Origin of the sequence: Curtobacterium sp. MCPF17_050, from assembly GCF_003224435.2 — a bacterium.
In the GTDB taxonomy this organism is placed as follows: domain Bacteria; phylum Actinomycetota; class Actinomycetes; order Actinomycetales; family Microbacteriaceae; genus Curtobacterium.
This window is the reverse complement of the sequence record NZ_CP126250.1, coordinates 1,229,580-1,256,033: the sequence shown is the minus strand read 5'-3', so window position 1 is coordinate 1,256,033 and position 26,454 is coordinate 1,229,580. Positions and strand designations below refer to the sequence as shown.

Genomic DNA, 26,454 nt, shown 5'->3' with positions numbered 1-26,454 from the left:
CACCAGGAGCGTGCCGATCCGCCGCGGCGGGTGCAGGATGGCGGCATGGCACCGACGCCGCGATCCTCCACCCTGTTCCGCCGGAAGCCGATCGACACGATCGACGACGACGCCGGAGCCGAGGGCGGCCTGAAACGCCACCTCGGTCTGTGGCAGCTCACCGCGATCGGCATCGGCGGGATCATCGGCGCGGGCATCTTCACGCTGGCGGGGACGGTCGCGAACGGCGTCGCCGGACCCGCCGTCCTCATCAGCTTCCTGGTCGCCGGGGTCGCCAGCGCTGCGGCCGCGTTGTCGTACGCCGAGTTCGCCGGCCTCATCCCGAAGGCCGGCAGCGCCTACACGTACGGCTACGCGGTGCTCGGCGAGATCGTCGGGTGGTTCATCGGCTGGGACCTGCTGCTCGAGTACACCGCGATCGTGGCGGTGGTCGCGATCGGCATCTCCGGCTACGTGGGCTTCCTGGTCGGCCAGTTCGGCATCGACCTGCCGGCGTGGATGCTCGGCGCCCCGGGCACCGGGGACGGACACGTCGTCGACGTCTTCGCGATCCTGCTCTGCCTGCTCACCGCGTTCGTCCTGACCCGCGGCATCCGGAGCGCCGCCCGGTTCGAGTTCGTCGCGGTCGGCATCAAGGTCGCCCTCGTCGTCCTCATCGTGGTGCTCGGTGTCTTCCACATCGACAGCGCGAACTACTCGCCGTACTTCCCGTTCGGCTTCGGCGGCGTCATGACCGGTGCGGCGACCGTGTTCTTCGCCGTGTTCGGCTACGACGCGATGTCCACCGCGGCCGAGGAGTCCACCGACGCCCGGAAGCACATGCCGAAGGCGATCCTGCTCTCCCTCGGGATCTCGATGGTCCTGTACGTCCTGGCGACCCTCGTCCTGACCGGGATGCAGGACTACAAGGACATCGACCCCGCGTCCGGCTTCTCGTCAGCGTTCGCGTCGGTCGGCCTCGGCGGGATCGCGAACGTCATCGCGATCGGCGCGATCGTCGGCATCGTCACGGTCCTCGTCACCTTCATGCTCGGTGCCTCGCGCGTCTGGTTCTCGATGAGCCGCGACGGCCTCATGCCGAAGTGGTTCGCCAAGACGGACCCGAAGCGGCACGTCCCAACCCGGGTGACCTGGATCCTCGGCATCGCGTCGGCGGTCCTGGCGGGCGTGCTGCCCATCGGCGTGGTGGCCGAGCTGACGAACATCGGCATCCTGCTCGCGTTCGTGGTCGTCTGCACCGCGGTCATCGTGCTCCGCTACCGGCAGCCGGACCTCGACCGGCAGTTCCGCCTGCCGTTCATGCCCGTCGTCCCGGCGATCGGCGTCCTGGCGTCGCTGTGGCTCGTCTCGTTCCTGCAGTGGGAGACGTGGGTGCGGTTCGGGATCTGGTTCGCGATCGGGCTCGGCGTGTACTTCGGCTACTCGCGCAAGCACAGCAATCTCGCGGCATCCGGCGGTTCTACGCCCGCTCAGTCCGCAAACGGTCCGCAGAATCTGACGCCGAGGTCATGAGCGCCGTCGCTGCAGCCCGCGTCCGGTCCGCAGCGTCCGGCCAAAGGTGCGCGTAGACGTTGAGCGTGATCGACGGCGACGAGTGCCCCATTGCACGAGCCACGGACACCGCGTCGAGGCCACCACGGATCAGCCCCGACGCGAAGTGGTGGCGTAAATCGTGAGGGGTGACGTCCGTGACGCGGACCGCGCGACCCGCATTCACGAAGTAGTGACGCAAGCGCGTCGGTGATGGCGGCGTGCCGAACAGCCAGCCGTCGTCGCCGAACACTCCGACCGTCTCGACGTGCCGCGCGATGCGCGCAACGAGCTCGGCCGGGATCGGCACGACCCGCTCGGAGCCGTGCTTTGGCGGGAGGATGTCGAGCCGCTGGACCCGGTTCTGAATCTGTCGCTGCACGTGGATCGTCCGGCGCAGGAAGTCGACGTCGCCAACCTGCAGCCCGGATGCTTCCCCGATGCGGAGGCCGGCGTACGCCATGACGTCGATCCACACTTGCCAGGCAGGGTCGATCGCAGCCCGAATCGCGCGGACCTCGTCCGCGGTCGGGATCCTCATCGAGTGCTCGGTCTTCCGCACCTGGGGCAGCTTGACGCCCTCGAGGGGGTCGTTCGCGAGCCGCCGGTCAAGGATTGCCGCTCGCACCGCGATGCGTACATATGCGGTGCGGCTCTTCACCGTTGACGGTGCGAGCGTGGTCGACAGCTGCTTCACGTACGCCTCTCCGTGCGATCGCCGCAGCTTTCCGAAGGGCACGTCTTTGAACGTGCAGCCGTCAACCGCTCGGTCGGCCAGCCGGCGGGTGTTCTCAGTCCACACCTGGTTCGGCACCCACTCGGAGTAGAACTCCGCGAGAGTCCCCCTCAACGCGGATGGTGCCAAGTAGGAACCGGTTAGTCGCGACGACGCAACCTCGTCGAGCCATGCCTGGGCGTCGCGCTTCCGGTCGAAGTGCCGAGCGTGCTCCTTGCCGTCGTCGTCACGGTACCGAGCTCGCCACTTGCCGTCCGGACGCTGTCGGATACTGCTCATCAGCGCGGCGCTTCTTCCCAGGCCCTGGACATCTCACTCATCAGGTCGAGTTCTATGACTCGGTTCAACTGCGCTACCGCGTGGTCTCGTCGTTCTAGCTGTTCGGAGCTCAGCTCCTGGGCGGGATACTTGTGCAACGTATCTCGCAACTGGATCGCAGCAGCCCAATTCTGATGAGCGCGTTGGACGCTCCGGAGAACGGTTTGCGAGTAGTCGAGCGCCATCGCAGCGATCTCGTTTGCCATCACGATCTCGTGGTCCACCTCAGCACCACTGGTGAGCTCATTCACGGTGCTTCCGAAGATGCGCCCGTATGCAAGGGCCTCGTTCATGCGGGCCGGGCGGTTTAGCTTCTCGGTCCGCGACACAGTCATAGCGCTGGCGTACTCGACCCCTTCCCTGCGCAGTGCGTCTGCCATCTGCTGGAGCGTCCACCCGCGCAGCTCGCGCCGGCGAGCGACCTCGTGAGCAAACGCGACCTCGTGCTTCGAGTACTTCTCTTCGTCAACCACGCGGACACTCAATCACACTATTGAGGTTGACAGCCAGCACCAGTGTGATTCACACTGGTGTTAGCCGGTCGTCACACCGGAGTTACGGAAGGCACTCTCATGACGAAGCTCCTGACCATCGTCGAAGCCGCACCCCTCGTGCGCAAGACCGAAAACGCCATGCGGTGGTGGCTCTATCAGAAGGACTGCCCCATCAAAACCGCGAAGATCGGCGGCCGGCTCTTCATCCGGGAATCCGACATCACGGCATACATCGATGCCCAGTTCGCGGAGGCGTCATGAGCTACGGCACGACGTTCCGCAAGATGCGCGAGCACTTCGGCGTCAGCACGCTCGAGCTCGCTCGCGAGATGGGGCACGGCGACCGGCTCGTGTCGATGATCGAAGCCGGTCGGCTCATCCCCACCAAGACCCTCGCAGCGAAGGCCACACGGGCTCTCGTCGAGGCGCACAAGAAGAAGGCCCCCGGGTACTCCGCTGTTAGCGCAGCGGACCAGGAGCCCTCACAGACCGCACCCAACCGCCAGGAAGGAAACGACCCAATGACCATCATGCTGCACGACGCCGCTGACATCGAGTGGCACGAACTCCCGAGCGACGTCACCGTCGCGCTCACATGCAACATCCCCGGCTGCCAGAAGTACCGGAGCGAGCACGTCCTCAACTGGGGCGAATCGGTTCACCACACCGCGTTCGCCTGGAGAAGCGACGAGCAGTGTCAGGTGTCCGTCGACTACTACGAAGGCGTAGACAACACACACCCGCTCGAGGCCAACACCTGGGCCGTCAACGGCCTCCTCGGCGACGACGACGGGCCGCTCACGCCAGCCCGCGTGTCCGCCTTCCTCGCGAACTACAACAGCGCCGCGTGCCTCGCGGCCGAGCTCAACGCGGGTGAGGCGAGTTGCTGATGAGCAACTGGGACGTGCGCAGCAAGCACCAGACGGCCCGCGACCGGCTGTCGATCGAGCAGCGCGAACGCGAGGTCAGGGCGGGTGTCTGGCGCAACCAGTCGGACAACGAGATCGCCAGGAACCTCGGAGTGTGCAGCGCCACGGTGCTCCGAATCCGTCAACGCCTCAACCTGCCCAACTTCTACGGCAAGCGACCCACTCGGGAGCACGCCTGACCCAGACCGGGGTGCTGCCGGTTTCCCCCGGCAGCACCCCACCCCTTGGAAGGGAGGGCAGATGACTGACGCACGGTTCCCCGAGCGCTACCTGAGCGACAGGCGGGTGCTGAGACTGAGCGCGGATGAGTTTCGGGGCTGGGCGTTCGCGACGATCTGGTCGGTGTCCAACAGGACTGACGGAGCGATCCTCTCCGATGAGTTGCTGCTGATCCCGTTCATGAAGGCCGAGACCGCGCAGAAGCTTGAAGCGTGCGGCTTGTGGGAACCCGTGACCGGCGGATGGACCATCGCTGATTTCGGGCAGGCGCAGACAAGCCGGCACGAACTCGAAGTGTTGGACAACGCACGGCGACGTGATCGGGAGAAGAAGGCCCGACAGCGCGCAGCGAAGAACGGCTCTGCTCCCAGCTTCTCGGATGTCCCTGGGGACAGTCCCGAGGGAAGTTCCCGGGGGATGTCCCAGGGACGTGTCCCGGAGGACATGACAGGCAGGACAGGCAGGGAAACGGAGAGTTGGTATGTCGATAACGAAACCGGCGAGATCACTGACCCTGCTCCTTCCGTCCCTGCTGGTTCTTCGGTGACCACTTGGGATGTGGCACCGATCGGCCGGAGCTGCTCAGTGTGCGGGAAGTCGATGGTTGACTACCCGGAGTCGATGCAGGTCTGCGAGTCACAGGACGATGCGCACAACGCCTACCGGGATCAGCACGGTTGGGGCAGTGCCGCCTGATGGCTCCTCGCCGAAGTGCTCAGTCCTTCGGTTCCCCGTCGCTGACGTACCGCGACCCCACCGGTGAGACGGCTGTCCGCAATTTGACGCCGGGCAACGTCTCAATCACGTGGCCGGACGGGTCAACGGTGTGGATCCCGGAGGGCGACGTCGGACCTCTCGTCGCAGCGGTACAGGCGAACTACAACCTCAGGCAGACACGTCGAGGGCATCTCTGGGCAAGCCGGCCACAGAGCGCAGCTCACGACTGACTCATCGCCTTGAGGTGATCTCCCACCCGAACAGGCGGAGGACGCGGCGTCGCTGCTGAGCCTCGACCGCGTCCTCCGCCTCCACCTCCTGCGAAGCACCGATAGCCGTCAGCTGGATTCCGGTGAGGAGCAGGAGCACACCGAAGGCCGCCCAAGTGAGCACGCCGAATGGGATCACGAGACCCTCCGTGGCAACTCCGATTACGGCGACGGCGGTACCGATGATCCCGGCTCCGATCGACGGGATGGTGATCCAGTTCCGGAACCAGGGCAACACCCGAATGCGGGGATGTACCCGAGATGCCTCAAGGACGTTCGCGAGGACGAAGACGGGGATCACTTGGGCAAGAAGCCCACACACGGCCGGTGTCACCCCGACACCCTGCCACGGACGAGCAACCGCTCGCTCCACACGACCGATGACAGGACGAACGCCATGAACCAACCCCGCAAGCACCCCAAGCCTGTACCGCCCGCCTCCACCTGGCAGCGAGAGCACCTCACCCGCCTTGAAGCGGTCAGTAACCAGCACCTCGACGCGCAGGTTTACACCGACACCGAAGGAGTCCCGACTGCAGCTGCAGGGACAGGATCCATCGGCATCGCCGGCTGGTTCCTCGCCGCCGACCTCGCCGCCCACACCGACCACCAAGACCAGTTCGGAGCGATCATCGCCCGGCACCAGCTGTACGCCGAAGACAAGCTCGGCCCCGAGGCATGGCCAGACGTGCTGCTCGCCGGCCTCCTGTACGCCAACTACCAACACCTCGAGAACGCCTTCACGGTCACCGATGGCACCCGCACAGACCTACGTGCTGCCTCCCGCGCGTACTGGAACACCGTCCGCCCTGACAGTGCTGACGGTGACTGACCGGAACAACCGGCAAGCATCGGAACTTGTCGTGGGCGCTGACGGCCCTGTAGTGACCGTCAGCGCCCGCGTCGCCGCATTCCTCATGCGCTACGCCGGCCTCAACACTTACCACCTGGACAACCGCGGCGTTGATCCAGAGGTAGACCAGACCCTTATCGCCCTTAAAGTCATCGCATTGTCTTGGCGAGAAACCGCAACCGGAACCAAGAATGCGGCGCGACCGGAACTCGACCCACAATCAGAGTGGCTCAGCACCCAGCAAGCCGGCGCAGTCCTTCGAATGACAGACAGCGCTATCCGCAAAGCAATCCGCGACAACAGGCTCCAAGCAAACCGCGTGGGTCGCAGCTACCGCATCAACCGTGAACAACTTGCACACTTCAAAGGACGGAAGGGACCCACATGACCAAGCCCCGCACCAAGCAGCACGACATTGCAGAAGAAACGCGTACCCGATACAGGGAACGGGTCGAAGCTATCCGCAACGACAACCGGTTCACGACTGCCGCGAAGCAGCAGGCAATGGCCAAGCTGTACCGCGACACCAACTACCAGCTGCAGCAGCTCGGAGAGGAGCGAGACGCCGCGCTGAACAGCAAGCGTGCCGCGCTCGAAGCGGACATGTTCGGCCTGCCCAAGTACGCATCGACCTCCGACACCCTCTCGTACCGCGACGCACTCGACCGCGTCAGCCGGGCCGAGGACGCCCCCGCCCTCATCGCCCTCTACGAGACCGCAGCACTGAGCAACGACACCATCCTCAGCAAGGCGATCCTCGCGAAGGCGTACAACGCCGGTGAACTCGACGTCGTCAACCGCTACCTCGAGGACCACACCACTCAGCAGGACCGAGCACAGGAACTGTGGGACATCCGGTACGGCGACGACAACCCAAACCAGATGTTCCAGGAAGCCATCGACGACTGGGTCTTCCAGGCCGACAAGCCCAGTGAGATCCGTGGACTCCCCAACTCCGCACTCGAAGAGATGGCCGAGGCGAGCGACTGATGCCAGCCAGCGGACGGCCGTGGGCCCGCATCGTCGCTGCGATGAAAGCTGAGTGCGAGGCAGCGGCAGAGCCGTGCTGGCTCTGCCGAAACCCCATCGACTACACGCTCAGCGGCCAGCACCCGCAAGCCTTCACCGCCGATCACGTCACTCCCACCTCACAGGGCGGTGATGCACTGCGTCGCGCGAACCTCAAGCCGGCGCACTACCCACTCCTGCAACAGCGCACGAGGCAACACCTCACGCGGCCAGTACCCGACCTCAAGGGAGTGGTGAAGGTGTCCAAGTCAGAGACCGCAACCGGGGTGGGGGGTACCCCTACACGGTGCAGGGTCCAGGACCTCCGGGGCGGCGACCTTTCTCTCCCCACCCCAAATTCGATCCTTGAGGCGATAGTTACGGGACGCGAACGCTGCGCGCGAGCTAGGGACTTGCATAATGACACCGTGCCTCGTATCGACTGCCCCTACTGTGAGACGGTGTCGCATGCCACGGAGCGGCGCGGCAGTGCTGTCCTGGTCAGCTCCGATCCGATCGTTGTCTCAGCAGCCTTCCAGTGTGACCACTGCTCGAACCTGTTGGTAGCTCGCGCGGAGGTATCGAGCGTCGGCGGGCGGAACGCTGATTATTACAGTGCTGCGCTCAACCAACGGGGCACGTCGTACTGGTCGTGGGAGCCGAAGACGGTTGGCGGGCGATCGTACTCAGACGTGCCGCCACAGATCGCAGGACCGGCTTCCGAGGCGCACTCTTGCTACAGCATCGGAGCCTATCGTGCCGCCGTGTTGATGGCTCGATCTGTTATCGAGGCTGGGGCCAAGGACAAGGGTGTCGAAACTGGCTCGTTGTACGGCAAGATCGCCGCCTTGGCGGGGCAGCAGGTGATCCGACCGCTGATTGCGGATGCGGCCCATGAAGTCCGCCTGCTAGGCAATGACATGGCCCACGGTGACTTTGCCACCACCGATATCACCGCGGATGAGGCTGGTGAGGTGCTTGACCTCCTCGACGTATTCATAGCGGAGGTCTACGAGCTGCCGGGGAAGATCAATCGGCGTAAAACTGCAAGGAACCAGAATCTGAATTAAGCGCCTGGCAGAGCCCGAGCGGCAAGAAGGATCGTTGGACTCAACGTTCAGTTAGTGGCACTTGTGCCACTAGGAGAGGCGGATAGCTGCTAAACTGAGTACGTCTGCTGAAGCTCGCGGGCATATCGAGATGACGACTCTCTCGGCATGCTTTGTGAGCTTTTTGCTGCTTCCGAGCATGATTCCTTTCCCCGCCCTGGAAGCGAGTTCACATGGCGAACGCCACACGCACTGTCAGAACCTCCCTCGTAGCCGAGGTGAGCGGCTACCTCAGTGGGTTGCAGCAGGCACAGCGCGCGACCCGTGAGCTCGGCTCTGAGACGGAACGCTTGGGTCAGCGCCGCGAAGCGATTGAGGGTGTCGGTAAAGCCGCCTTTGGTATCGGTGCTGTCGCGGCTGCCGGTGTCGCGCTGGCGGTTGCTGCGTACGCCGAGTTCGACCAGGCGATGTCGTCGGTGCAGGCTGCCACTCATGCGTCGACTGCGGAGATGCAGGAGCTTCGTGCTGCTGCGATCGACGCTGGGGCGACGACGGTCTACACCGCGAAGGAAGCGGCGCAGGGCATCGAGGAGCTCGCGAAGGCGGGTGTCTCGACGAAGGAGATCCTTGGCGGCGGTCTGATGGGTGCCCTCGACCTCGCGTCCGCTGGTGAGCTCGAGGTCGCTGATGCTGCCCAGATCGCGGCGACGGCGATGACCCAGTTCAACCTCAAGGGTTCGCAGGTCCCGCACGTCGCGGACCTGCTCGCAGCGGGTGCGGGCAAGGCCCAGGGCTCCGTCGAGGACCTCGCTGGTGCTCTCAATCAGGGTGGCCTTGTCGCGTCGCAGGCTGGGTTCAGCATCGAGGAGACGACGGGCACGCTCGCCGCGTTCGCCTCCGCAGGTCTCCTCGGCTCCGACGCCGGCACGTCGCTGAAGACCGCGATCATCGCCCTGCAGTCGCCGTCCACGGCGGCTGCGAAGGCGATGGAGCAGTACGGCATCGACGTGTACGACTCGTCCGGGCACATGCTTTCCTTCGGCGGCATCGCCGAGGTGCTGCAGGACCGGTTTGCTGGCGTATCCGACGAGGCGCGCAACGCTGCCCTCGCCACGATCTTCGGCACCGACGCGGTCCGCTCCGCCAACGTCCTCTACAAGGAGGGCGCGGAGGGCATCGCCGAGTGGACCGGCAAGGTCAACGATCAGGGCTTCGCAGCGGAGACGGCCCGGCTCAAGCTCGACAACCTCAAGGGCGACGTCGAGAAGCTCGGCGGCGCGTTCGACACTGCACTCATTCAGAGCGGTTCAGCTGCTAACGGTTCGCTCCGTGAACTTGTGCAGGGCGTCACCTTCCTCGTCGACGGCATCAACGGACTGCCGCAGCCCGTTCTGGGCGCTGCTCTCGCGGCTGGTGTTCTCACCGCGGCTGTCGGGCTGACCGGGGGCGCGGCGCTCATCGCGGTTCCGAAGTACGCGGCCCTCCGAGCGCAGCTCGCCACGGCCGGCATCAGCTTCGGTACTGCCGCACGATCGGCGATCGCGTACGGTGGTGCGCTCGGTGTGGCGACGATCGCCGTCGGGACGATCATCCAGAACCAGGCCGACATTGCCACCTCAGCGTCGACGATCACGGAGACGCTCGACAAGAGCACCGGCGCGGTGACGAAGTACACCCGGGCCGCGGTCGCGAAGAAGCTCGCCGACGACGACGCGTTCTCGGGCGCGAAGGACGCGGGCATCTCGCAGAAGCAGCTGACCGATGCCGTCATCGCCGGCGGCGATGCGCTTGCCGAGGTCAAGCGCAAGCTCGACGCGCACAACAACGTCGGCACGTTCCTCGCCGGCGGCGCGATCGACGCGTCCGTCGCCCGCCAGTCCGTCACGAATCTCGGCACGGCCGTGGATAAGGCCAAAGACGGGTTCAAGGACCAGCGCAAGGCGAATCGTGAGTCGGGCGACACCGCGCAGTCCGCAGCCGAGCAGTACGAGACGGAAGCGGCGAAGGTATCCGATCTCGCGACGGAACTCTCGGGTCTGGTCGAGGAGTTCGACAAGGTCAACGGAGTGAATCAAGACGCCATCTCGGCGAACGCTGCCTATCAGGAAGCGCTCGCTGGTCTCCAGGCGCAGGTGGAACAGCAGAAGGAGAGCACGGAGGGCTACTCGACCACGCTTGACGAGAACACCGCGGTTGGGGCCGGGAACGCGTCGATGCTCGCTGACCTCGCTTCCAAGGCGCAGGAGGCCGCGGGTAAGCAGTACGCCGTTGATCAGTCGACGATGTCGGCTGAGGCTGCTGCGTCGAAGTATGCCGGCACGCTCGCTGATCAGCGCCAGGCGTTCATCGATTCCGCCACGGCTGCGGGCTTCAACTCGGGCGAGGTGCGGAAGCTCGCTGACCGGATCTTCCAGATGCCGTCGAAGAAGCAGATCGACATCCTTGCGAACACGAAGCCGGCGCAGGTTGACCTCGACGCGTTCTTCACCCGGAACAACGGGCGGGTGCTTTCCGTGCGGCAGCAGCTGGTTACGGAGGCGATCGAGGCAGGTGCTTCACCAGGTGCCGCCAAGTCCGCTTACCGTGCGGCTGGTGGTCCGGTGTACGGACCGGGCACGGCAACGTCGGACTCCATCGACGCCAAGCTCTCCGACGGAGAGTTTGTCGTGAAGGCCGCGTCCGTGGAGAAGTACGGACTCTCGTTCATGCACGCGGTCAACTCAGGTGTCTACCAAGCCCACCGGTTCGCTGCTGGTGGAGCCGTCCGATACGAGCCCTCTACCTACATTCCGACGCCGCAGCAGATTGCCTACGCGCCGACGGCGCAGGCAACTGCCCCGTCACCCGCGGCCGTTAGCAACCGCCCGCAGGTGGTGCAAAACATCTACCCGCAGCCGATGCAGTCGGAAGCGGAGATCGCCCGCCTGGCGATGGCGGAGTGGGCTTGGAACGCGAGGCGTGGTTGACCCGCCGAGTCAGATTCTGTCGACCTTCCAGTCGCCGTCGTCTTCTGCTGATGGCAGCGGGTCTCTCCCCGTGCCGTACAGCGCCAGAAGGTCCTCCGCGTTCGGCTTTGCGATGTCGAGTATCTGCCGGGCCGTGTCGTCGCCGTCGCCGCTGAAGACGACAAATTGCACGCTGGTGTGTTCGGTGACCATGACGCTCGTGACGACCTCGCGATCACCCGACGAGCCGTTGAACACGACTTGGTTTGTGTCTTTCCGATCAATGATGGCTCGGATCGCCATGTACACCCGGTGTAGCGCTGAAGCGTCGGACGCGTTGTAGACGCTGCCGTCGATGACGAGCTGTGCAGGCACGATTCCCCCTAGAACGTTGGTGAGCCGCAAGCATAGAAGTGCTCGAGTTGCCTCGTCTATCCCCAAGAGTATCGGAGCCCCTCGCCCCTGCCACATCAGGGGAACCTCGTTCGGGGTTCGTGTGCGGCCCCTCTTTACGGCAACGCTCCGATCGATCCTGCTTTTATGACGGCGGGGATGAGGACAAAAACGAGGAGCAGCAGCATGGTCCGTTGACTGTCAGTGCTGACCAGTGGGCTTTGCCTTACGGCGGCGGATGACGGCTACGGCCGCGGCCGCGAGGGCAAGGACACCCGCGGCGGCGGCACCCCCAACGATCGCAGGGGTCACCGACGCTCCGCTTGCTTCCTCCCTCTTCGCCGCAGGCAGTGCCTTGGTCGAGGTTGCTGATGCGGAAGCGGTCGGCTGAGCGACGTCCGCCTCGAGCGTGAACGACACGGTCTTTGTGAGCGCGGACTGGCTGCAGGTGAAACCGACACCGGCGGGAGCTTCACCCGTAAAGTCGACATCGAGCATGCGGCCGGCTTCCATGTCCACCTGCTTGCACGTCTCCGCGTACGCCGCCAGCGAGTAGCGCCCTGGGGTGTAGGGAGCGTCGTAAGCGAAGCGGCCGTTGGCGTCCGTCCAGACCCACACGTTCGGGTCCTTGAACGGCATCACGATCGTCGAACCTGTGGTCTTGGTGTCGGAGGGCAGCTCGCCGGCTGCGACCAGGTCCTCGAGGCAGACGTCTTCCTCTGGCTGCATCGTGCGTCCGGAGACCGGAAGGTCGTTCTGGCAGTTGTCGTAGGTGCGCTTCAGGTAGACGTCGTGAGGGTCCCCGGTGCCGATGAGGACTTTGCTGTTCGGGGTCGCGGTACCGGAGAAGGTGACAGTCCCCTTGCCGCTGAGGACCGCGTCTCCCTGCGGCGCGTCAAAGACGGGCACAGTAGGGACGTCGGGACGACGATCCAGCATGGCCGCGTCTGCTGCCACCGGTGTCGAAAGGACAAGAACGCCGGCAGCTGTCACGGCACTGAGGATCCCCCACAATCGCATGCTGCAACGGTAGCGAAGACGACGCACTCTGATGGCCGCCCCGTCGCCCCCCATTCGCGGCAGGGCGTTGGTCACACTGACCTTTTTCAACAACGGTCGGTCGGTGCCAACGGCAAGGCCCCCTCGGGTTCCTTCGGGAGCTCGAGGGGGCCTTTTCGGCGGGGACTATGCGGAAACGAGCTCGCGCTCGATCGATGCCGTCGTCGAACCGATGCGCTCAGAAAGACGCGCGAAGAGATCCGCGACCGTGGACCCGCCATCAAGACCGACATCGGACAGACGGAGAACGTGGTTCTCGCGCGGTGCCCCCCGCACGATGCCGGTGTAGCTGATGCTGTCCTCTTGAGGCAGCTGCACCGCAATGGTAGCGGGCTGCGAATCATCGAGGGACGCCGTGACGTCCACGATGCGGTCGGTCGGCAGGGCGACGACGATGACCGTGTCACCCAGGTCGTCTTCAGTTGTGTACGACCGGAGGCCCCCGTCGGACGCGATGTGCGCCAGAACGTCGGTAGCGATCTCGACGCGCTCGCCAGCCGAGTAGTCGCCCTTCACGCGTACAGCGAACACACGGTCTTCAACCTCGATCACATGCTGCTCGTACTCGAAGAGGGAACCGTGCGGGTCCATGCCCGCCTCTACGGCGATTGCGAACAAGTCGTCGGACAGCTCCTGCATGGTTGCTGCGCCGGCGATGAGACCCGGAAGCTGGGGACTGGTCACAGACCACCCGAACTCTCCGTACTCAGTCAGAACAGCGTGCACCTCATCAACCTTGGACAAGTGCTCTCGCCTCCTCTTTCTCCAGCAGAACCTGCTTGAGCAGTACGTTACGCACCTCGATGTGGGAAAGTTCCCGCTTCGAGGTGTGAAAGGCCCAGCGCAGACGCGGTCGGCCCTCGCAGCTCAGCCACTCATGACTCCCAGTGGTGCCGCCCGGTTCGGTGCGGTAGCCCAGTGAGAAGAGCAAGCCCTTGAGCTTGGAGGGCGACATCGACGGAAACTTCCAGCCGTCGCCCACTCGTGACCCCCAGTTACTCCGTCGGTTCCAGGCCGGGAGCGACTGTGAAGATACAGTGCAAGCCCGCCATATGGCTCGCTTCGATGATCCTGGCATGGAGCGAGTTCCGAGTCAAAGTCAGTTCGCTCACGGCGCTACCGGGCGCACTGCGTCTCGCCATACCCATGCACTCTCGGCGGCTTGGTTGAAGCCCCACTCGACGAGGACGGCGCGGTCAGTCCAGGCGATAACGCGGGCCTCAACTTCGAGGACGCGGTCGGGGAACGTCAGCCAGGCGAACACTGGGTCGGGTGCGGGGAGGTCGAACACGGGGCCGCCGTACGCAGCCTCGGGCAGCGAGACCGCCGATCCGAGCGCCCACCTGTCCCTCCGTCGTCGTGCCACGGAGGGGACGGTAGCGACGGCGGCCGACACCGGGCTCGCTTCGGTCATACCTTCGCGAGTGCTGCTGCCGTCGCCGACGTGGCATCCCAGTCGATGACGGCGTCGGTTGCGGCAGCGTGGAATTTCACGCGACCCCGGACAGCGGCCTCAGTCGCGGTGAACAGCTGGTTGCTGAGGCCGGCGACGAGGAGCGCGGCGGCGTCCTGCAGGTCGCGGTACGCGGACAGGTCCTTGCTTTCGAGCTTTTTCGTCACGGCCTTCGCCGCGGCGGCGGCCGCCTTCCTTGCTTCGGAGCTCGCTTCCTCGGCGTGATCGATCGCCCAGGTGCGAAGGGCGGCTAGGAGCACAGCGGCTTCGTCGTGCGCGGGACCGGAGAGTGACGCGACGCGGGTGTAGCGGTTGGCGGCCATCTCGACCAGGCCCTCGGACTCGAGCCGCGCGATCGCTTCACGAACCGGGGTGCGGGAGACACCGAGCCAAGTGGTGAGCTCGTCGTCGTTCAGTCGCTCACCGGCCACGAGGGTGCCGTTCTCGATGGCTTCGAGCATCTGCTCGTAGACGACGTCGCGGAGGAGGCGGCGGGGACCTTGGGCTGCTGCTGACTTCGGGACAGGCATGGCGCGATCATATCCCAAATATCAGCGTGTGTGCGGGTCGAGTGCACGGCGGAACACGTAGTCACGGTCGACGAGCACCTCCTGAAGCCGCCCCTGCCACGACGTTTGCACCAGCACCGCCACTTCGGACGACGCGATTGCGAAGCACTTCAGATGCAGCACGTTCGGGATGTTGGTGAAGTTGATGTCAGCCCACACCGGCTGCGGAGCACCGATCGGAGTCAGCGCGCCGGCCAACGCGGGGTCGAAACCGACCGGTTGATGCAGGGTGACGTCTTGATGCTCCGGAGGAGACCACTGATGCTCGGCCATGCGGCGATGGTGCCGCCGGCCGCCGACATCTCTACTCCGCGCCCTTGAAGTAGACGGAGGCGTCCGCACCCGCGAAGGCGCGGATGACCCAGGTGCCACCGGACACGGCTGCCGTCGGCACCTTCGCGCAGACAGTGCCCGTCTGTGAGGCGTTGGGGTACATCGGCTGAGCCGCGAGGACGTCCGATCCCGGCAGCTGACCGCACTCGCCGATGCTCTGGTAGGAGTTGCCGTCATTGCCGACGTAGTACACGCCCCAACTCGAGGTTGGGCTAGCCCCGTCTGCTGGGCTTTCGGCGCTCGTGCCATAGGCGACCGTTCCCAGGACGAAGTTTTCGCCAGCAGCAGGCGCAGTATTGAACTCGTTCGCCGCCTTGATGTCCGGCCAGCCGTCGGCTTTCGTGCTCTGCCACGTGAAGGTCCAGATTGACGTTGCGTCGTACTGCACAGGCTTGTTGTAGTCGTACGGGTTTTCGCGGCTACCCACCTGGGGTGCGGCGGCAGCCGAAGGCGACTGCGTCGGGGTGGGAGTTGCGCGTGCCGCTGTCGGCGTCGTGTCACTCTCCACCGGTCCGCCGCTAGAGCAACCGACGAGCACGAGAGCGGCTGCGCCTGCGATGGTGAACGTTGCTAAATTGCGACTGATCCTCACTCGAGGATCGTAAACCGTCGTTAACGCCGGCCGCTGTCCCCTAGTCGAGGGGCGTTGACCGTAGACGATAACTACCCTTGCGGCAAGGACCGGAGCCAGCGCAACCCTTCCTCGCGGGTGATGAGGGCCTTCGACCGACTCGGGGTCGGGTACACGACCGTCAGGTAGTTGTCGTGGACGAGATTGCGGATGGTCTGCGTAGACAGTCCCACCGCCCCCGCAAACTCCGCAATCGAGTACGCGAGCCGGCCGTCTTCAAGGCGCACCGCCTCAAGCATCAACGTCTCGCATGAATGAGCTCGGGTGTCGGCCGGTAAGCACTGCGATGTAAGTGAGCTCGGTGAAGGTGATGTGCCGTTCGCCGCGCAGCTTCCGGTAGAGACTCGACACCGACATGTGCGCTCGTGGGGCCGCCTCCTCGACCGTCATCCCGGCCTCGCGTAGCGCGGCGCGCATCCTCTTCGCCAGCAGGCGTGTTGAGTCGTCTACTTCCATGCCGTGAAGCATGGACTGCGGTGCTTCTCCACATGGGTCAGAGCTAGCGGCGTCCTCCCAGCGAAGGCCTGCCGGTGAATCGAGTGAGTGACCGGGCGGGGATTTATTGACCGCTCTCGCGAGACGTCCCAGGGGTAGCCGAGCACAGTGCGCTGCATGGTGCGGAAGACGATAGCCCGGAGTCACGCGATGCTCGCGCTTGAGTATCTGGCGAAGATTGAGGATGACGACCCGGCTACTGCTGCGATGGTCCACGCGACCCTTGCGCTGATCGACGAGATCCGGGACGTGCCCAACCGGGTGCCGCCGTCGGCCGTTCCTCTCGTCTGGACCCAAGGATGGCGAGAAGTCCGTACCGATCAGGATCTGCCGAAGACGGCCGGCACCGCGATCGTCGCTCAGGATGATGACGGCAGCTACAGGTGCTGGGAGCTTCTGATCGCGAAGGACTTGAGAGGCGAATGGGCACACATCTGGCGCACGGTCGACGAGCCTGTGCGTGGCCGTGTGCTCGAGGACATGGTCGCTAGTGTCAAGCGGATCAAGCTCGCGACATCGTTCGTGCCGAGCCCTCCACCGCACGGGCGAAAGTGGTGAACTAGTCCGCAGCTAGTCCGCAAAATTGCCACGCGAAGGTGTACGCGCACAACACCCCGCACCAAGTGAAAGCGCGTCGAATCAACGATGGCACCACTGCACAACACCCCGCACCAGCCAGGTGCGTGTACTTCGGCTACTCGCGGAAGCACAGCGAGCTGGCGAAGCAGCGCTGACGTCAGTCGCGCCGGTGCTTCCCGAGCGAGGCCGTCGGCGCCGCCATCGGGTGGTTGCGGAACCACCGGAGCAGCTCGCGCGCCTTGCTCACGTCCGCGCTGGTGTCGCCGGTGAGGAAGTCGCTGAAGCCCTCGGGCGGTTCGACCTCCGTGTCCCGGCTAAAGGCCATCGACCATTCGGGGAACCGGCGGGTGTGGATGGTCTCCTCCACCAGCAGCCGGACCTCGTCGTGACGCGGGTCACCGACGATCCGGCCGTACGTCGAGAGCACTGCGTCGTGCGGCCCCTCGAGGAGCTGCATGAACCGACCTTCGCGGTGGACGAGGAGGCCGGTCAACCCGTCCTGGGTGTTCCGGACACGCGAGCGCTCCAGGACGGCGTCGAGTGCGGGACCGTCGAAGTGCTCGGTGGCCGAGCTCATGTAAACGAGTGACTGCAGCATGATGATTCATCTTCTCGTTTCCGGCGGCTCCGTGAGGTCCCCAGAACGGGGCAGAGCGTCGGGGCAGAGCGTCGGCGGGGCCTGGCACGATGTCCCTGTGCCAGCTGCTCCGATGATCGACGCCGTCGACGTCATCCGCTTCGTGGGGCCGCAGACGTTCGGGCGGGCCCGCGACGTCGTCCGCGCCGGTCTCGTCGAGGACGCCACGTGGCACGACGAGGACGGTTCGATCACCGCGACCGTCAGTGGCAGCGCGGACGACCCCTACGACGTGCAGGTCGACACGACGATCGCCCGCGGCGAGTTCGTCCGCCCCGTCCGCAGCCACTGCACGTGCCCGCTCGGCGGCGAGTGCAAGCACGTCGCCGCCGCGCTCCTCACCGTCAACGCCCGGGCCCTCGCCGCGCAGGCCGGTCCGCGGACACAGGCGCCCACCCCGCCGACCCCGGACTGGAGGCGCGACCTCGCCCGCCTCGCCGGCGACGACGACGACCCGGTCGGGTCCGGCACCGTTCGCGCGGCAGGTGGGATGGGCCTCCAGTTCGGACTCCGCGACGCGGTCCCGGCCCGGCTCGCCGGCCGCGCCCGCTCGGCCGGCCGCACCCTGCCGGTCGCCTCGCGGGCGGTGCGGCTCGGCGTCCGTCCGGTGAGCCGGAGCGCGGCGGGCAACTGGGTGCGCGGACAACTGACCTGGGGTGCACTGCCCTACTCGATGAACCGCCTCGGCCTCGAGCCGGAGCAGCACGCCTGGTTCATGCAGTTCGCGGCGCTGCACCGCGCCGGACAGCTCGCCGGTCTGCCCGGGGAGAGCGACTGGATCCACCTCGACGACTTCCGCAGTCCGCTCCTCTGGCCGTTGCTGCGGCAGGCCGGGCCCCTCGGCATCGCGTTCGTGACCGGCAAGCGCGAGGGCGGGGTCGAGCTCGGCACGGACGGCCGCGTGTTGCTCGACGCAGTCCGCACCGCCGACAGGCTCGTGATCGGCGCGAGCGCCGTGATCGACGGGCGACCGGTCGCCGAGGGTGCCGCTCGTGTCGTCGGCGACCACGGCGTGTACGCCTTCCGGGAATCGCCGGAGTTCAACGTCGCCCTCGCGCCGACACCGTCGCCCGTCCCCGAGGACCAGCGGCGGATGCTCGTCGAGGCCGCCCGGATCACCGTGCCCGCGGACGAGGTCGACGAGTTCCTGGCGGACTGGTCACCGCGCCTCCGCGGCTCGCTCGGGCTCGTCAGCTCGGACGGCTCCCTCGAGCTGCCCGAACGGACCCCGCCGGAGCTCGTGCTCACTGTGACGTTCGAGCCGGCGCGGGCTCCCCGGACGGACGACCGTGCCCACCTGCAGTGGCGGTGGAGCGTCGACGGGCGGAAGGACCCGGTGTCGCTGCACGGACCGCTGCCCGACCTCGACAGCGTGCTCGCCGCCGACGACGCTCCGGCCACGGCGGCTGCTGCCGACGAGTCGGACCCGGCCACGTCGGGGACGTCCGACGACACGGCGCAGCGGTCCGGGCCTCCCGTCCCGGACGCCGACCACGCCGAGCAGACCGTTGCACCCGAGCACCCGTCGGGGCCCGGTGGCGCACTCGGCTGGTTCGAGGACGGGACGATCGACGGCGCCGACGTCGCCGTGCTCGCCAACGAGCTGCTGCCCGCGCTGCCGGCCCACGGCGTCCGCGTCGTCGTGCAGGGCGAGCGGGTCGACTACGAGCGGTTGAGCGGCCGACCGCACATCCGCGTCACGACGATGCCGTCGGACAAGCACGACTGGTTCGACCTCGGGATCATCGTCAGCGTCAACGGCAAGGAGATCCCGTTCACGCCGCTGCTCCGGGCGCTCGCGAAACGGGACCGGCGGCTCAAGCTGGTCGACAACTCGTACCTGTCGCTCGCGGATCCGGCCTTCGACCGGCTCAAGGAGGTCATCGAGGAGGCCCGCGAGCTCGAGGAGTGGGAGCCCGACCAGCCGCTCACCGTCACGCCGTACCGGGCCGCGCTGTGGGCGGAGTTCGACCAGCTCGCCGACGAGACCGAGCACGACGAGCGGTGGCAGGAGATCGCCGGGCGCCTGCTCGACGCGACCGCGCCCGCCGACCTCGCGGTCCCGGAGACCGTCCACGCCGAGCTCCGGCCCTACCAGCGTGACGGGTACGCGTGGTTGTCGTTCCTCGTCGAGCACGGGGTCGGCGGGGTGCTCGCCGACGACATGGGCCTCGGCAAGACGTTGCAGGCACTCGCGATGATCGCCGGGCGTCGGGCAGCCGCACCGGAGGCTCCCCCGTTCCTCGTCGTCGCGCCCACGTCCGTCGTCGGCAACTGGGCCGACGAGGCGGCGAAGTTCGTGCCGTCGCTGCGGGTCACGACGATCGCCTCCACCTCGCTGAAGGACCCCGCCCGGGTCGCACGCGCGGCCGCCGCGTCGGACGTCATCGTGACCTCGTACGCCCTGCTGCGGCTCGACGCGGCCGCGTACCTCGACCTGCGCTGGTCGGCGCTGCTGCTCGACGAGGCGCAGTTCGTGAAGAACCCGCAGTCGCAGACGCACCGGGTCGCCGCCGAGCTCCGCGCTCCGGTCAAGATCGCCGTGACGGGGACGCCGCTCGAGAACGGGCTGTCCGACCTCTGGGCCCTGTTCTCGATCGTCGCGCCCGGGCTGCTGTCGTCGTGGACGCGGTTCGGCGAGGACTACGTGAAGCCCCTCGCCTCACCCGAGCTCCGCGGTGCCGCCCGGAGGGAGCTCACCGGCCGGCTCCGACGACGGATCCGCCCGCTCATGCTCCGCCGGACGAAGGAGAGCGTCGCCGCGGACCTGCCCGAGAAGGTCGAACAGGTCGTCCGCGTCACTCTCGACCCTGCGCACCGCGACCTGTACGAGACGACGCTGAACCGGGAGCGGCTCAAGGTGCTCGACCTGGTCGACGACCTCGACCGCAACCGCATGATCGTCTTCCGGTCCCTCACCCTGCTCCGGATGCTCGCGCTCTCCCCCGCGCTCGTGTCCGACGACCACGACGACGTGCCGAGCGCCAAGCTCGACCTGCTGCTCGACGAGATCGAACAGCTCGCGGCGGAAGGGCGCCGGGCGCTCGTCTTCAGCCAGTTCACCTCGTTCCTGAAGATCGTCGCGACCGCCCTCGACGACCGCGGAGTCGCGTACGAGTACCTCGACGGATCCACCCGGCGCCGCGGAGCCGTCATCGACCGCTTCCGGGACGGCACCGCCCCGGCGTTCCTCATCTCGCTCAAGGCCGGCGGCTTCGGGCTCACCCTGACCGAAGCGGACACCGTGTTCGTGCTCGACCCGTGGTGGAACCCGGCCGCCGAGAACCAGGCCGTCGACCGGACGCACCGGATCGGACAGACCCGGTCGGTAACGGTCGCACGGCTCATCGCGGAGGACACCATCGAGGAGAAGGTGCTCGCGCTCGCGCAGCGGAAAGCGCAGCTGTTCGCGACGATGATCGACGACGACGCGCTGTTCGCCGAGGGGTTGAGCGCGGGGGACATCCGGTCGCTGTTGGCGTGACAGGCGACCGGGCCGCAGCGACATACGAAGTACCGATTCCTTGGCCCCGGCCGGACCTGCTCGCTACCGTCTCGCCATGCTCCTCGCCAGCCCTGCTCCGCACACCGCCACCCGCTATCCGACCGCAGCTCCGGATGCCCGTACACCTCGGGGTGACGACGGGAGCGCCACCGGCGCCCGCCTCCGGCACACCGGCCCGGGGCGATCCGAACTCCACCTCGCCAACGGAGCCGTCGTCACGCTCCTCGGGCCGTCCGGCGCCTTCACGGGCGAGTTCGCTCCCGACCATCTGGAGCGCGTGCGGACCACGGGCGGATGCTGACGCTCGACGCCAACGTCATCATCGCCGTCACCGACGCGGAGGACGCAGCGCACGCGCGAGCGCTGGACGTCGTCGAGTCGTACGAGTGGGAGGGCTTCGCCACGACCACGCTGACACTCGCCGAGGTGCTGGTGCGCCCTGTTCGTGACGACCGGTTCGATGTGCGCCGTGATCAGGTCGAGGCGCTGGGCGTGGAACTCCTCGGTGTCGACGGCGCTGTCGTGCGGCGGATCGCCGAGCTGTGCTCGACCCATCGCCTGAGCATGCCGGACGCTGCGGTGCTCGCGGTCGCGATGGCTTCGACGGACGCGCTGGTGACCTTCGACAGACGCCTGGTACGGACAACGCGCGAACTCGGGTTCCCCGTGATCGACGGCCCGGATGACGTCACGGCGAACCCGTACGTCTGCTGCAGCGAGACCAATCCCCACAGAGAACCGGCCTGGCGGGAGCGATTCCCACCAGGCCGGTGACGGTGCAGCGGTCCGTCAGTTGCCGAGGCCGTCGATCCGCGCGATCTCGTCCGCGCTCAGCTCGAGCGTCGCCCCGGCAGCGTTCGACCGGATGCGGTCCGGGTTCGACGACTTCGGGATGACGACGAACTGGTGCGCGACGTGCCACGCGACGATGACCTGCGCGGCGTCGGCGTCGTGCGCCTGGGCGATCTCGACCAGCGTCGGGTCCTGCAGGTTGCTCGCCTTGAAGGGGCTGTATCCCTCGAGGACGACACCCCGGTCGCGCAAGCCGTCGGCCACGGCCCGGTCGAACTCCACCGGGCTCCAGCGGATCTGGTTCACGGCCGGGGTCGCGCCAGTCGCGTCGATGAGCTCGTCGATCTGGTCGAGCGAGTAGTTGCTCACGCCGATCGCCTTCGTCAGGCCTGCCTGCTGCGCCTCGACGAGCTGCTGCCAGACGTCCGGACGGGCCTCGCCGTTCGGCGGCCAGTGCACGAGCCACAGGTCCAGGTGGTCGAGACCGAGCTGGTCGAGGCTCTCCTCGATCGTCTCCCGCACGCGGTCGGCGTTGTCCGGCGGGAGCTTCGTGGTGACGAACAGGTCCTCGCGGGCGAGGCCGGACTCGGCGATCGCCTTCCCGACACCGCGCTGGTTGCGGTACCCGGTCGCGGTGTCGATGTGGCGGTAGCCGGCCTGGAGGGCTGCCGCGACCGCGGCGGGAGCGTCGGGCTCCTCGATCTGCCAGGTGCCGAAGCCGAGGAGCGGCATCGATCCTCCGGTGACGGGCACGGACGGTTGTGCGTAGTCGGTCATGGTTCCTTGCTACGCCCGAGGCCGACGGCCGGACCCAGGTGTGCGGAGCGGCGAGCCGGGAGGTGTCGGCAGCTTCCGCCAGGATCGACGAGTCCCACGAGCACCACCAGGAGCACCACGCACATGACGTCCCGCCGACGCCGCACCCGCACCCGCACCCGCACCCGCACCACCGTCCAGTCCTCGATCGTCACCCTCGTCGTCGCCCTCGGCATCTGGGCGCTCCTCTCATCGGGAGCCCTCGCAAGCGGTACCGACGCCGCCGCAGGCGGGCCGACGAGCATCCGCACCGGCACAGGCTCCGACTCCGGCACCGGAACAGAACCGACCATCGCGACGACGACGCGACCCACGACCGGATCGACCACCTCGGCACCGACTGCCGATCCGGCGGAAGCAAGCCGACCCTCCAGTCCGGCCAGCGGTGACGCGGGGAGCACCGAGGCCGCCGCTGCCGCCCGTGCGACCCTCGCCACGCTCGCGGTGAAGGGGAAGGCACCCGCGACGGGCTACGACCGCGAGGCGGACTTCGGCACCGCCTGGCTCGACGTCGACCACAACGGTTGCGACACCCGGAACGACGTCCTGGCCCGCGACCTGACCGACATCGTCCGGCAGGGGCCGTGCAAGGTCATGTCCGGGAAGCTCGTCTCCCCGTACACCGGCGGCGAGGTCGCGTTCGTGCGCGGCAACACGACCTCGACCCTCGTGCAAATCGACCACGTCGTCGCGCTCGAGAACGCGTGGCGGACCGGTGCACAGCGGCTCACGCAGGACGAGCGCGAGGCGCTGGCGAACGACCCGGAGAACCTGTTCGCCGTCGACGGGCACTCGAACGCGCAGAAGCGCTCGTCCGACGCCGCGACGTGGCTGCCCGCGGCGAAGGGGTTCCGCTGCGCGTACGTCGAGCACCAGATCGCGGTGAAGGCGGAGTACCGGCTCTGGGTCGTGCCGGCCGAGCGTGACGCGATGGAGCGGGTGCTCTCGAGCTGCTGAGGGGCCTCGTCGCACCGCGGCCGGTCAGACAACACCTGTAGCGTAAGTCGTGTCCGGCGGCCGCCCGTCGGACCGGACTCGCCGCCCGGTGCCGCGACCCAGCGCACCGCTTCCGGACCCCGAGCCCTTCATCGTCGAAGACCGCAGGAGGCCCTCATGACCAGCACCAGCACCACGCGTTTCACCGATCGCGTCGTCCTCATCACCGGCGGTGGCTTCGGCCTCGGCCGCGCGACCGCCGTCCGTCTCGCCGCAGAGGGTGCGAAGCTCGCGCTCGTCGACGTCTCCGAGCAGGGCCTCGAGGCGACGAAGGCCGCCGTCCTCGAAGCCGCACCCGACGCCGAGGTCCTCACCACCATCGCCGACGTCGCTGACGAGGCGCAGGTCGACGCGTACGTCGCCGCCACCCGCGAGCGCTTCGGCCGCATCGACGGCTTCTTCAACAACGCCGGCATCGAGGGCAAGCAGAACCCCACCGAGTCGTTCACCGCCGCCGAGTTCGACAAGGTCGTGTCGATCAACCTGCGCGGGGTGTTCCTCGGCCTCGAGAAGGTCCTCGCCGTGATGCGCGAGCAGGGCTCCGGCATGGTCGTCAACACCGCCAGCGTCGGTGGCATCCGCGGCGTCGGCAACCAGTCCGGCTACGCGGCCGCCAAGCACGGCGTCGTCGGCCTCACCCGGAACTCCGCCGTCGAGTACGGCCAGTACGGCATCCGCATCAACGCCATCGCCCCGGGCGCGATCTGGACGCCGATGGTGGAGAACTCGATGAAGCAGATCGACCCGGAGAACCCGCGCAAGGCCGCCGAGGAGTTCATCCAGGTCAACCCCACCAAGCGCTACGGCGAGGCGCCCGAGATCGCCGCGGTCGTCGCATTCCTGCTCTCCGATGACGCGTCGTACATCAACGCCGCAGTCGTCCCGATCGACGGCGGGCAGTCCGCCAAGTACTGACCCACGCGGGCCGGGTCACCGGGGCGCGCCTTCCTGACGGGAGGCGCGCCCCGCCCGTTCCGCCCCTCGTGCATGGCAGCATGGCCGGTGACACGACGGTGGAGGGAACGCGATGAGCGCCAACGGAACGACCGGGTCCAGTTTCGGCCCGGGTGCTGAGGACGCGGTACCGAACGACGCCGGCGAACTGCGACGGCGCATGAGCGCCTCGGCCGAGGGTTTCCTCGCGAGCGCCGCCTGGGTGCCGTGGAAGACCGACGGCGAGGACGCCGACGGCAGCGTCGCGCACGTCGTCATCCGCGAGCGTCAGTTCGTCCCGGTCTTCACCGACCCGTCTGAGTTGCGGACGAGCCTCCCGGGCCTGGAAGCACGCGCGATGCCGATGGCCGAACTCGTCACCGCGCTGCCGGAGGAGTTCGGGATCGTCGTCGACCCGACCAGCGCGCAGGCGGCGAACTTCCTGCAGGCCGACGTGATTGCCGGACTGCGGGCGGGCATGAGCGGCACCGTTCCGCTCGAGGCCGAAGCGGACTGACCGTGTCCGCCCACCTCACGCTCCCCCAGGCGTACACGGTCCTGCTCCTCCGCCCGGATGGCCGACTCGCCACCGCGAGCCAGACCTTCGACCCTGGAGTCGCCGGTGCCGTCCTCGGTGATCTGGCACTCCGCGGGGTGCTGCAGTTCGACGGCCGCAAGGTGCTCCCGGTGAAGTCAGCTCCCGTCGGGGACCCCGTGCTCGACGGGATGAAAGAACTCATCGACCTGTCCCTGTCCCCGCGACGGCCCGCGTCCTGGATCTCCCGGAAGGCGAACGGCGCCCTGCGCGAAGCCGTCCTCACCGGACTCGTCGAGCGCGGGCTCGTGACGCGTCAGGAGCACCGGGTGCTCGGCATCTTCCCCTCGGCCCGCTGGCCCGAGAGGGACGGCGGACCGGCGAAGCTGCTCCGTGGCGAACTGTCCGACGTCCTGCACGCCGGTGTCGCACCGTCGCCCTTCGCGGTCGCCCTCATCGGGTTGCTCCATGCGACGGGCACGCTGCGCGGGCAGTTCGGCAAGGTCGACCGGCAGCGCGTCAAGCAACTCACCGACGGCGACTGGGTCGCCGCTGCGGTGAAGTCAGTGGTGCAGAGCCGTCAGACGGCTGCGACGGCCGGTGGCGGCGCTGCGGGCGCTGCGGTCATCTCGAGCTGACGCTCGGCCAGAAGTGCCCCCGCCCCGCCGCGAAGCTCCCGGTGCACCCCAACTGGGGATGCCTCAGGCGCTTGTCCCGACGCCAGACTGGATCGATCAAGACGGCGAACAGGGGGAACGACGATGCCGCTCGGCGATCCGGGGCCACGTGATTGGTCCCCGCCTGAAACCCTTTCTGGCGGTGGTCGCTCGATCCCGCCGATCGCGACGATGACGACCTACGGCACCACGACCGCGAGGCGCCGCACCCGCCCAGCCGCGTACGCCTGGCTCGCGATGCTGCTCGGAGGCGGGAGCATGGTCCTGGCACTCGTCGAGCCGCAGCAGGACGGGGTCTCGACCGGCTTCGTCGCGTCGACCATCGGAATCACTGCCATGGTCGTCGGCACGCACGCGGTGCGGCTCGCGCGATGGGGTTCGCCAGCGGTGCGTGCTTTCGGTCGGGGTGGTGCAGTCCTCGGCGCTGTCGGCACAGCGTTGATGGCCTACGCGATGATCGCCTTCCTGCTCGGGATGTCCGGCATCGCGCTCCCCGCGCTCTCCCTACCGCTCGCCGAACCCGGCCGAGGTCCGGCGGCAGTGGCAGCGACGACCGCGCCGGTCGACCGTTCCTCGGAGGACCAGACAACCGAGCAGGAGGCTGCGGCAGCCGCTGCCGTACCGGCGGATCCCGAGACGGAATCAGTCGTGGGTGTCCCGTCAGCCGCGCTCCCGACGTCGGCCGACGAGGAGCGGAACGGGCTCGCGCAGACGGCGGGAACACTCGCCTTCGTGATGCGTGAGCGGTTCGGTGCCGGCCCGTTCCCGCCCACGCTCGTCGTCAGCACCGGGGACGACGCGGCCGTCCGACTCCTCGATGGCACGGTCTTGGCCGCCGTGCCACCCGGTGCGCAGCTGACGTACTCGGTCGCGCCCGACGCGGCTGCGTGGGCGGTGACGCTGCACGGGAGCCAGTTCCAGACGACTGCCTCGTTCAACTCGTCGGTGGGGACAGTGGAAGTCGGCTGACGCCGCGGGTCACCC

General features: G+C 67.3%; 32 protein-coding genes and 1 pseudogene. 18 read left to right on the top strand and 15 right to left on the bottom strand.

Translation table 11 applies throughout. From position 1 onward, the window contains the following. The first annotated feature begins 45 nt into the window (after positions 1 to 45). The gene (locus tag DEJ34_RS06005) at positions 46 to 1,512 is read left to right on the top strand and encodes an amino acid permease (protein ID WP_110911801.1); all 1,467 of its coding nucleotides are present in this window, start codon (positions 46 to 48) and stop codon (positions 1,510 to 1,512) included. Here the strand turns inward: DEJ34_RS06005 and DEJ34_RS06000 are convergent. The 3 genes and pseudogenes from DEJ34_RS06000 to DEJ34_RS05995 all read right to left on the bottom strand — a co-directional run bounded on the left by DEJ34_RS06000 (position 1,460) and on the right by DEJ34_RS05995 (position 3,057). After that, positions 1,460 to 2,344, bottom strand: a complete 885-nt coding sequence (locus DEJ34_RS06000) for a tyrosine-type recombinase/integrase (protein ID WP_220032835.1) — start codon at positions 2,342 to 2,344, stop codon at positions 1,460 to 1,462. The two genes, DEJ34_RS06005 and DEJ34_RS06000, sit on opposite strands and share 53 nt — an antisense overlap. 132 nt (positions 2,345 to 2,476) lie before the next feature. Beyond that, positions 2,477 to 2,545 (bottom strand): annotated as a pseudogene (locus DEJ34_RS15735) (hypothetical protein); the annotation flags it as partial. Beyond that, positions 2,545 to 3,057, bottom strand: a complete 513-nt coding sequence (locus DEJ34_RS05995; protein WP_110911799.1) for a hypothetical protein — start codon at positions 3,055 to 3,057, stop codon at positions 2,545 to 2,547. The pseudogene DEJ34_RS15735 and the gene DEJ34_RS05995, both read right to left, overlap by 1 nt. Before the next feature lie 99 nt (positions 3,058 to 3,156). Between DEJ34_RS05995 and DEJ34_RS05990 the strand changes: the two genes are divergently transcribed. The 4 genes from DEJ34_RS05990 to DEJ34_RS05975 all read left to right on the top strand — a co-directional run bounded on the left by DEJ34_RS05990 (position 3,157) and on the right by DEJ34_RS05975 (position 4,922). Next, on the top strand, positions 3,157 to 3,339 hold the full coding sequence (locus tag DEJ34_RS05990; protein WP_110911798.1) for a helix-turn-helix domain-containing protein: 183 nt from the start codon (positions 3,157 to 3,159) through the stop codon (positions 3,337 to 3,339). Further along, positions 3,336 to 3,968 (top strand): helix-turn-helix domain-containing protein, encoded by a 633-nt coding sequence (locus tag DEJ34_RS05985; protein WP_110911797.1) that lies wholly within the window; start codon positions 3,336 to 3,338, stop codon positions 3,966 to 3,968. The genes DEJ34_RS05990 and DEJ34_RS05985 overlap by 4 nt, the downstream gene beginning before the upstream one ends. Further along, on the top strand, positions 3,968 to 4,186 hold the full coding sequence (locus DEJ34_RS05980; protein WP_110911796.1) for a helix-turn-helix domain-containing protein: 219 nt from the start codon (positions 3,968 to 3,970) through the stop codon (positions 4,184 to 4,186). The genes DEJ34_RS05985 and DEJ34_RS05980 overlap by 1 nt, the downstream gene beginning before the upstream one ends. A gap of 61 nt (positions 4,187 to 4,247) precedes the next feature. Then, positions 4,248 to 4,922, top strand: a complete 675-nt coding sequence (locus DEJ34_RS05975; RefSeq protein WP_110911795.1) for a hypothetical protein — start codon at positions 4,248 to 4,250, stop codon at positions 4,920 to 4,922. Between the two features lie 252 nt (positions 4,923 to 5,174). On the opposite strand, the gene DEJ34_RS05970 is transcribed toward DEJ34_RS05975, so the two are convergent. Further along, positions 5,175 to 5,546: a hypothetical protein gene (locus tag DEJ34_RS05970; RefSeq protein WP_181422277.1), complete on the bottom strand. Its 372-nt coding sequence runs from the start codon at positions 5,544 to 5,546 to the stop codon at positions 5,175 to 5,177. A gap of 63 nt (positions 5,547 to 5,609) precedes the next feature. On the opposite strand from DEJ34_RS05970, the gene DEJ34_RS05965 reads away from it, so the two are divergent. The 5 genes from DEJ34_RS05965 to DEJ34_RS05945 all read left to right on the top strand — a co-directional run bounded on the left by DEJ34_RS05965 (position 5,610) and on the right by DEJ34_RS05945 (position 11,088). After that, the gene (locus tag DEJ34_RS05965) at positions 5,610 to 6,044 is read left to right on the top strand and encodes a hypothetical protein (RefSeq protein WP_181422276.1); all 435 of its coding nucleotides are present in this window, start codon (positions 5,610 to 5,612) and stop codon (positions 6,042 to 6,044) included. After that, positions 6,037 to 6,453, top strand: a complete 417-nt coding sequence (locus DEJ34_RS05960; protein ID WP_181422275.1) for an excisionase family DNA-binding protein — start codon at positions 6,037 to 6,039, stop codon at positions 6,451 to 6,453. The genes DEJ34_RS05965 and DEJ34_RS05960 overlap by 8 nt, the downstream gene beginning before the upstream one ends. Further along, the gene (locus DEJ34_RS05955) at positions 6,450 to 7,055 is read left to right on the top strand and encodes a hypothetical protein (RefSeq protein ID WP_146236943.1); all 606 of its coding nucleotides are present in this window, start codon (positions 6,450 to 6,452) and stop codon (positions 7,053 to 7,055) included. Before DEJ34_RS05960 ends, DEJ34_RS05955 begins: the two co-directional genes overlap by 4 nt. 446 nt (positions 7,056 to 7,501) lie before the next feature. Beyond that, on the top strand, positions 7,502 to 8,143 hold the full coding sequence (locus DEJ34_RS05950; RefSeq protein WP_181422274.1) for a DUF4145 domain-containing protein: 642 nt from the start codon (positions 7,502 to 7,504) through the stop codon (positions 8,141 to 8,143). A gap of 212 nt (positions 8,144 to 8,355) precedes the next feature. After that, positions 8,356 to 11,088 (top strand): phage tail tape measure protein, encoded by a 2,733-nt coding sequence (locus DEJ34_RS05945; RefSeq protein WP_110911789.1) that lies wholly within the window; start codon positions 8,356 to 8,358, stop codon positions 11,086 to 11,088. A 9-nt stretch (positions 11,089 to 11,097) separates the two neighbouring features. Here DEJ34_RS05945 and DEJ34_RS05940 read toward each other — a convergent pair whose 3' ends face one another. The 9 genes from DEJ34_RS05940 to DEJ34_RS05900 form a co-directional block, all read right to left on the bottom strand. Then, entirely contained in the window at positions 11,098 to 11,442 is a 345-nt protein-coding gene (locus DEJ34_RS05940; RefSeq protein ID WP_110911788.1) for a hypothetical protein, read from the bottom strand. A 219-nt stretch (positions 11,443 to 11,661) separates the two neighbouring features. Next, positions 11,662 to 12,480 carry a hypothetical protein gene (locus tag DEJ34_RS05935; RefSeq protein ID WP_146236942.1) on the bottom strand — a complete coding sequence of 273 codons (819 nt, stop codon included), beginning with the start codon at positions 12,478 to 12,480 and terminating at the stop codon, positions 11,662 to 11,664. A gap of 165 nt (positions 12,481 to 12,645) precedes the next feature. Then, complete coding sequence (locus DEJ34_RS05930) at positions 12,646 to 13,203, bottom strand: hypothetical protein (RefSeq protein ID WP_146236941.1); 558 nt, start codon at positions 13,201 to 13,203, stop codon at positions 12,646 to 12,648. Positions 13,204 to 13,249: 46 nt separating this feature from the next. After that, a complete protein-coding gene (locus tag DEJ34_RS05925) occupies positions 13,250 to 13,501 on the bottom strand; it encodes a hypothetical protein (RefSeq protein WP_110911785.1) in 252 nt (83 codons plus the stop codon). Positions 13,502 to 13,627: 126 nt separating this feature from the next. Then, complete coding sequence (locus DEJ34_RS05920) at positions 13,628 to 13,885, bottom strand: hypothetical protein (RefSeq protein ID WP_284180713.1); 258 nt, start codon at positions 13,883 to 13,885, stop codon at positions 13,628 to 13,630. Positions 13,886 to 13,929: 44 nt separating this feature from the next. Then, on the bottom strand, positions 13,930 to 14,433 hold the full coding sequence (locus DEJ34_RS05915; protein WP_284180712.1) for a GntR family transcriptional regulator: 504 nt from the start codon (positions 14,431 to 14,433) through the stop codon (positions 13,930 to 13,932). A 90-nt stretch (positions 14,434 to 14,523) separates the two neighbouring features. Beyond that, a complete protein-coding gene (locus tag DEJ34_RS05910) occupies positions 14,524 to 14,814 on the bottom strand; it encodes a hypothetical protein (RefSeq protein WP_110911782.1) in 291 nt (96 codons plus the stop codon). A 31-nt stretch (positions 14,815 to 14,845) separates the two neighbouring features. Then, positions 14,846 to 15,262 (bottom strand): hypothetical protein, encoded by a 417-nt coding sequence (locus tag DEJ34_RS05905; RefSeq protein WP_146236940.1) that lies wholly within the window; start codon positions 15,260 to 15,262, stop codon positions 14,846 to 14,848. A gap of 474 nt (positions 15,263 to 15,736) precedes the next feature. Beyond that, positions 15,737 to 15,961: a helix-turn-helix domain-containing protein gene (locus DEJ34_RS05900; protein WP_146236939.1), complete on the bottom strand. Its 225-nt coding sequence runs from the start codon at positions 15,959 to 15,961 to the stop codon at positions 15,737 to 15,739. Positions 15,962 to 16,117: 156 nt separating this feature from the next. Between DEJ34_RS05900 and DEJ34_RS05895 the strand changes: the two genes are divergently transcribed. Beyond that, positions 16,118 to 16,558 carry a hypothetical protein gene (locus tag DEJ34_RS05895; protein WP_110911778.1) on the top strand — a complete coding sequence of 147 codons (441 nt, stop codon included), beginning with the start codon at positions 16,118 to 16,120 and terminating at the stop codon, positions 16,556 to 16,558. 178 nt (positions 16,559 to 16,736) lie between these two features. Here the strand turns inward: DEJ34_RS05895 and DEJ34_RS05890 are convergent, their stop codons facing one another. Next, positions 16,737 to 17,177, bottom strand: coding sequence for a BLUF domain-containing protein (locus tag DEJ34_RS05890; protein ID WP_110901748.1), 441 nt, complete (start codon positions 17,175 to 17,177; stop codon positions 16,737 to 16,739). Positions 17,178 to 17,274: 97 nt separating this feature from the next. Here DEJ34_RS05890 and DEJ34_RS05885 point away from each other — a divergent pair, with 97 nt between their 5' ends. Both DEJ34_RS05885 and DEJ34_RS05880 read left to right on the top strand, forming a co-directional pair. Beyond that, a complete protein-coding gene (locus tag DEJ34_RS05885; protein ID WP_181422273.1) occupies positions 17,275 to 20,700 on the top strand; it encodes a DEAD/DEAH box helicase in 3,426 nt (1,141 codons plus the stop codon). Between the two features lie 315 nt (positions 20,701 to 21,015). Next, entirely contained in the window at positions 21,016 to 21,495 is a 480-nt protein-coding gene (locus DEJ34_RS05880; protein WP_110911776.1) for a type II toxin-antitoxin system VapC family toxin, read from the top strand. Between the two features lie 15 nt (positions 21,496 to 21,510). On the opposite strand, the gene DEJ34_RS05875 is transcribed toward DEJ34_RS05880, so the two are convergent. Next, complete coding sequence (locus DEJ34_RS05875) at positions 21,511 to 22,290, bottom strand: aldo/keto reductase (protein ID WP_220032834.1); 780 nt, start codon at positions 22,288 to 22,290, stop codon at positions 21,511 to 21,513. A gap of 123 nt (positions 22,291 to 22,413) precedes the next feature. Here DEJ34_RS05875 and DEJ34_RS05870 point away from each other — a divergent pair, with 123 nt between their 5' ends. The 5 genes from DEJ34_RS05870 to DEJ34_RS05850 all read left to right on the top strand — a co-directional run bounded on the left by DEJ34_RS05870 (position 22,414) and on the right by DEJ34_RS05850 (position 26,439). After that, positions 22,414 to 23,286, top strand: coding sequence for an HNH endonuclease family protein (locus DEJ34_RS05870; RefSeq protein WP_110911775.1), 873 nt, complete (start codon positions 22,414 to 22,416; stop codon positions 23,284 to 23,286). A 156-nt stretch (positions 23,287 to 23,442) separates the two neighbouring features. Next, positions 23,443 to 24,240 (top strand): SDR family oxidoreductase, encoded by a 798-nt coding sequence (locus tag DEJ34_RS05865; RefSeq protein ID WP_110911774.1) that lies wholly within the window; start codon positions 23,443 to 23,445, stop codon positions 24,238 to 24,240. 112 nt (positions 24,241 to 24,352) lie between these two features. Further along, complete coding sequence (locus DEJ34_RS05860) at positions 24,353 to 24,775, top strand: SseB family protein (RefSeq protein ID WP_110911773.1); 423 nt, start codon at positions 24,353 to 24,355, stop codon at positions 24,773 to 24,775. A 2-nt stretch (positions 24,776 to 24,777) separates the two neighbouring features. Continuing rightward, positions 24,778 to 25,431 carry a GOLPH3/VPS74 family protein gene (locus DEJ34_RS05855; RefSeq protein ID WP_181422272.1) on the top strand — a complete coding sequence of 218 codons (654 nt, stop codon included), beginning with the start codon at positions 24,778 to 24,780 and terminating at the stop codon, positions 25,429 to 25,431. A 210-nt stretch (positions 25,432 to 25,641) separates the two neighbouring features. Further along, complete coding sequence (locus tag DEJ34_RS05850; RefSeq protein ID WP_110911771.1) at positions 25,642 to 26,439, top strand: hypothetical protein; 798 nt, start codon at positions 25,642 to 25,644, stop codon at positions 26,437 to 26,439. The last annotated feature ends 15 nt before the right edge of the window (positions 26,440 to 26,454 follow it).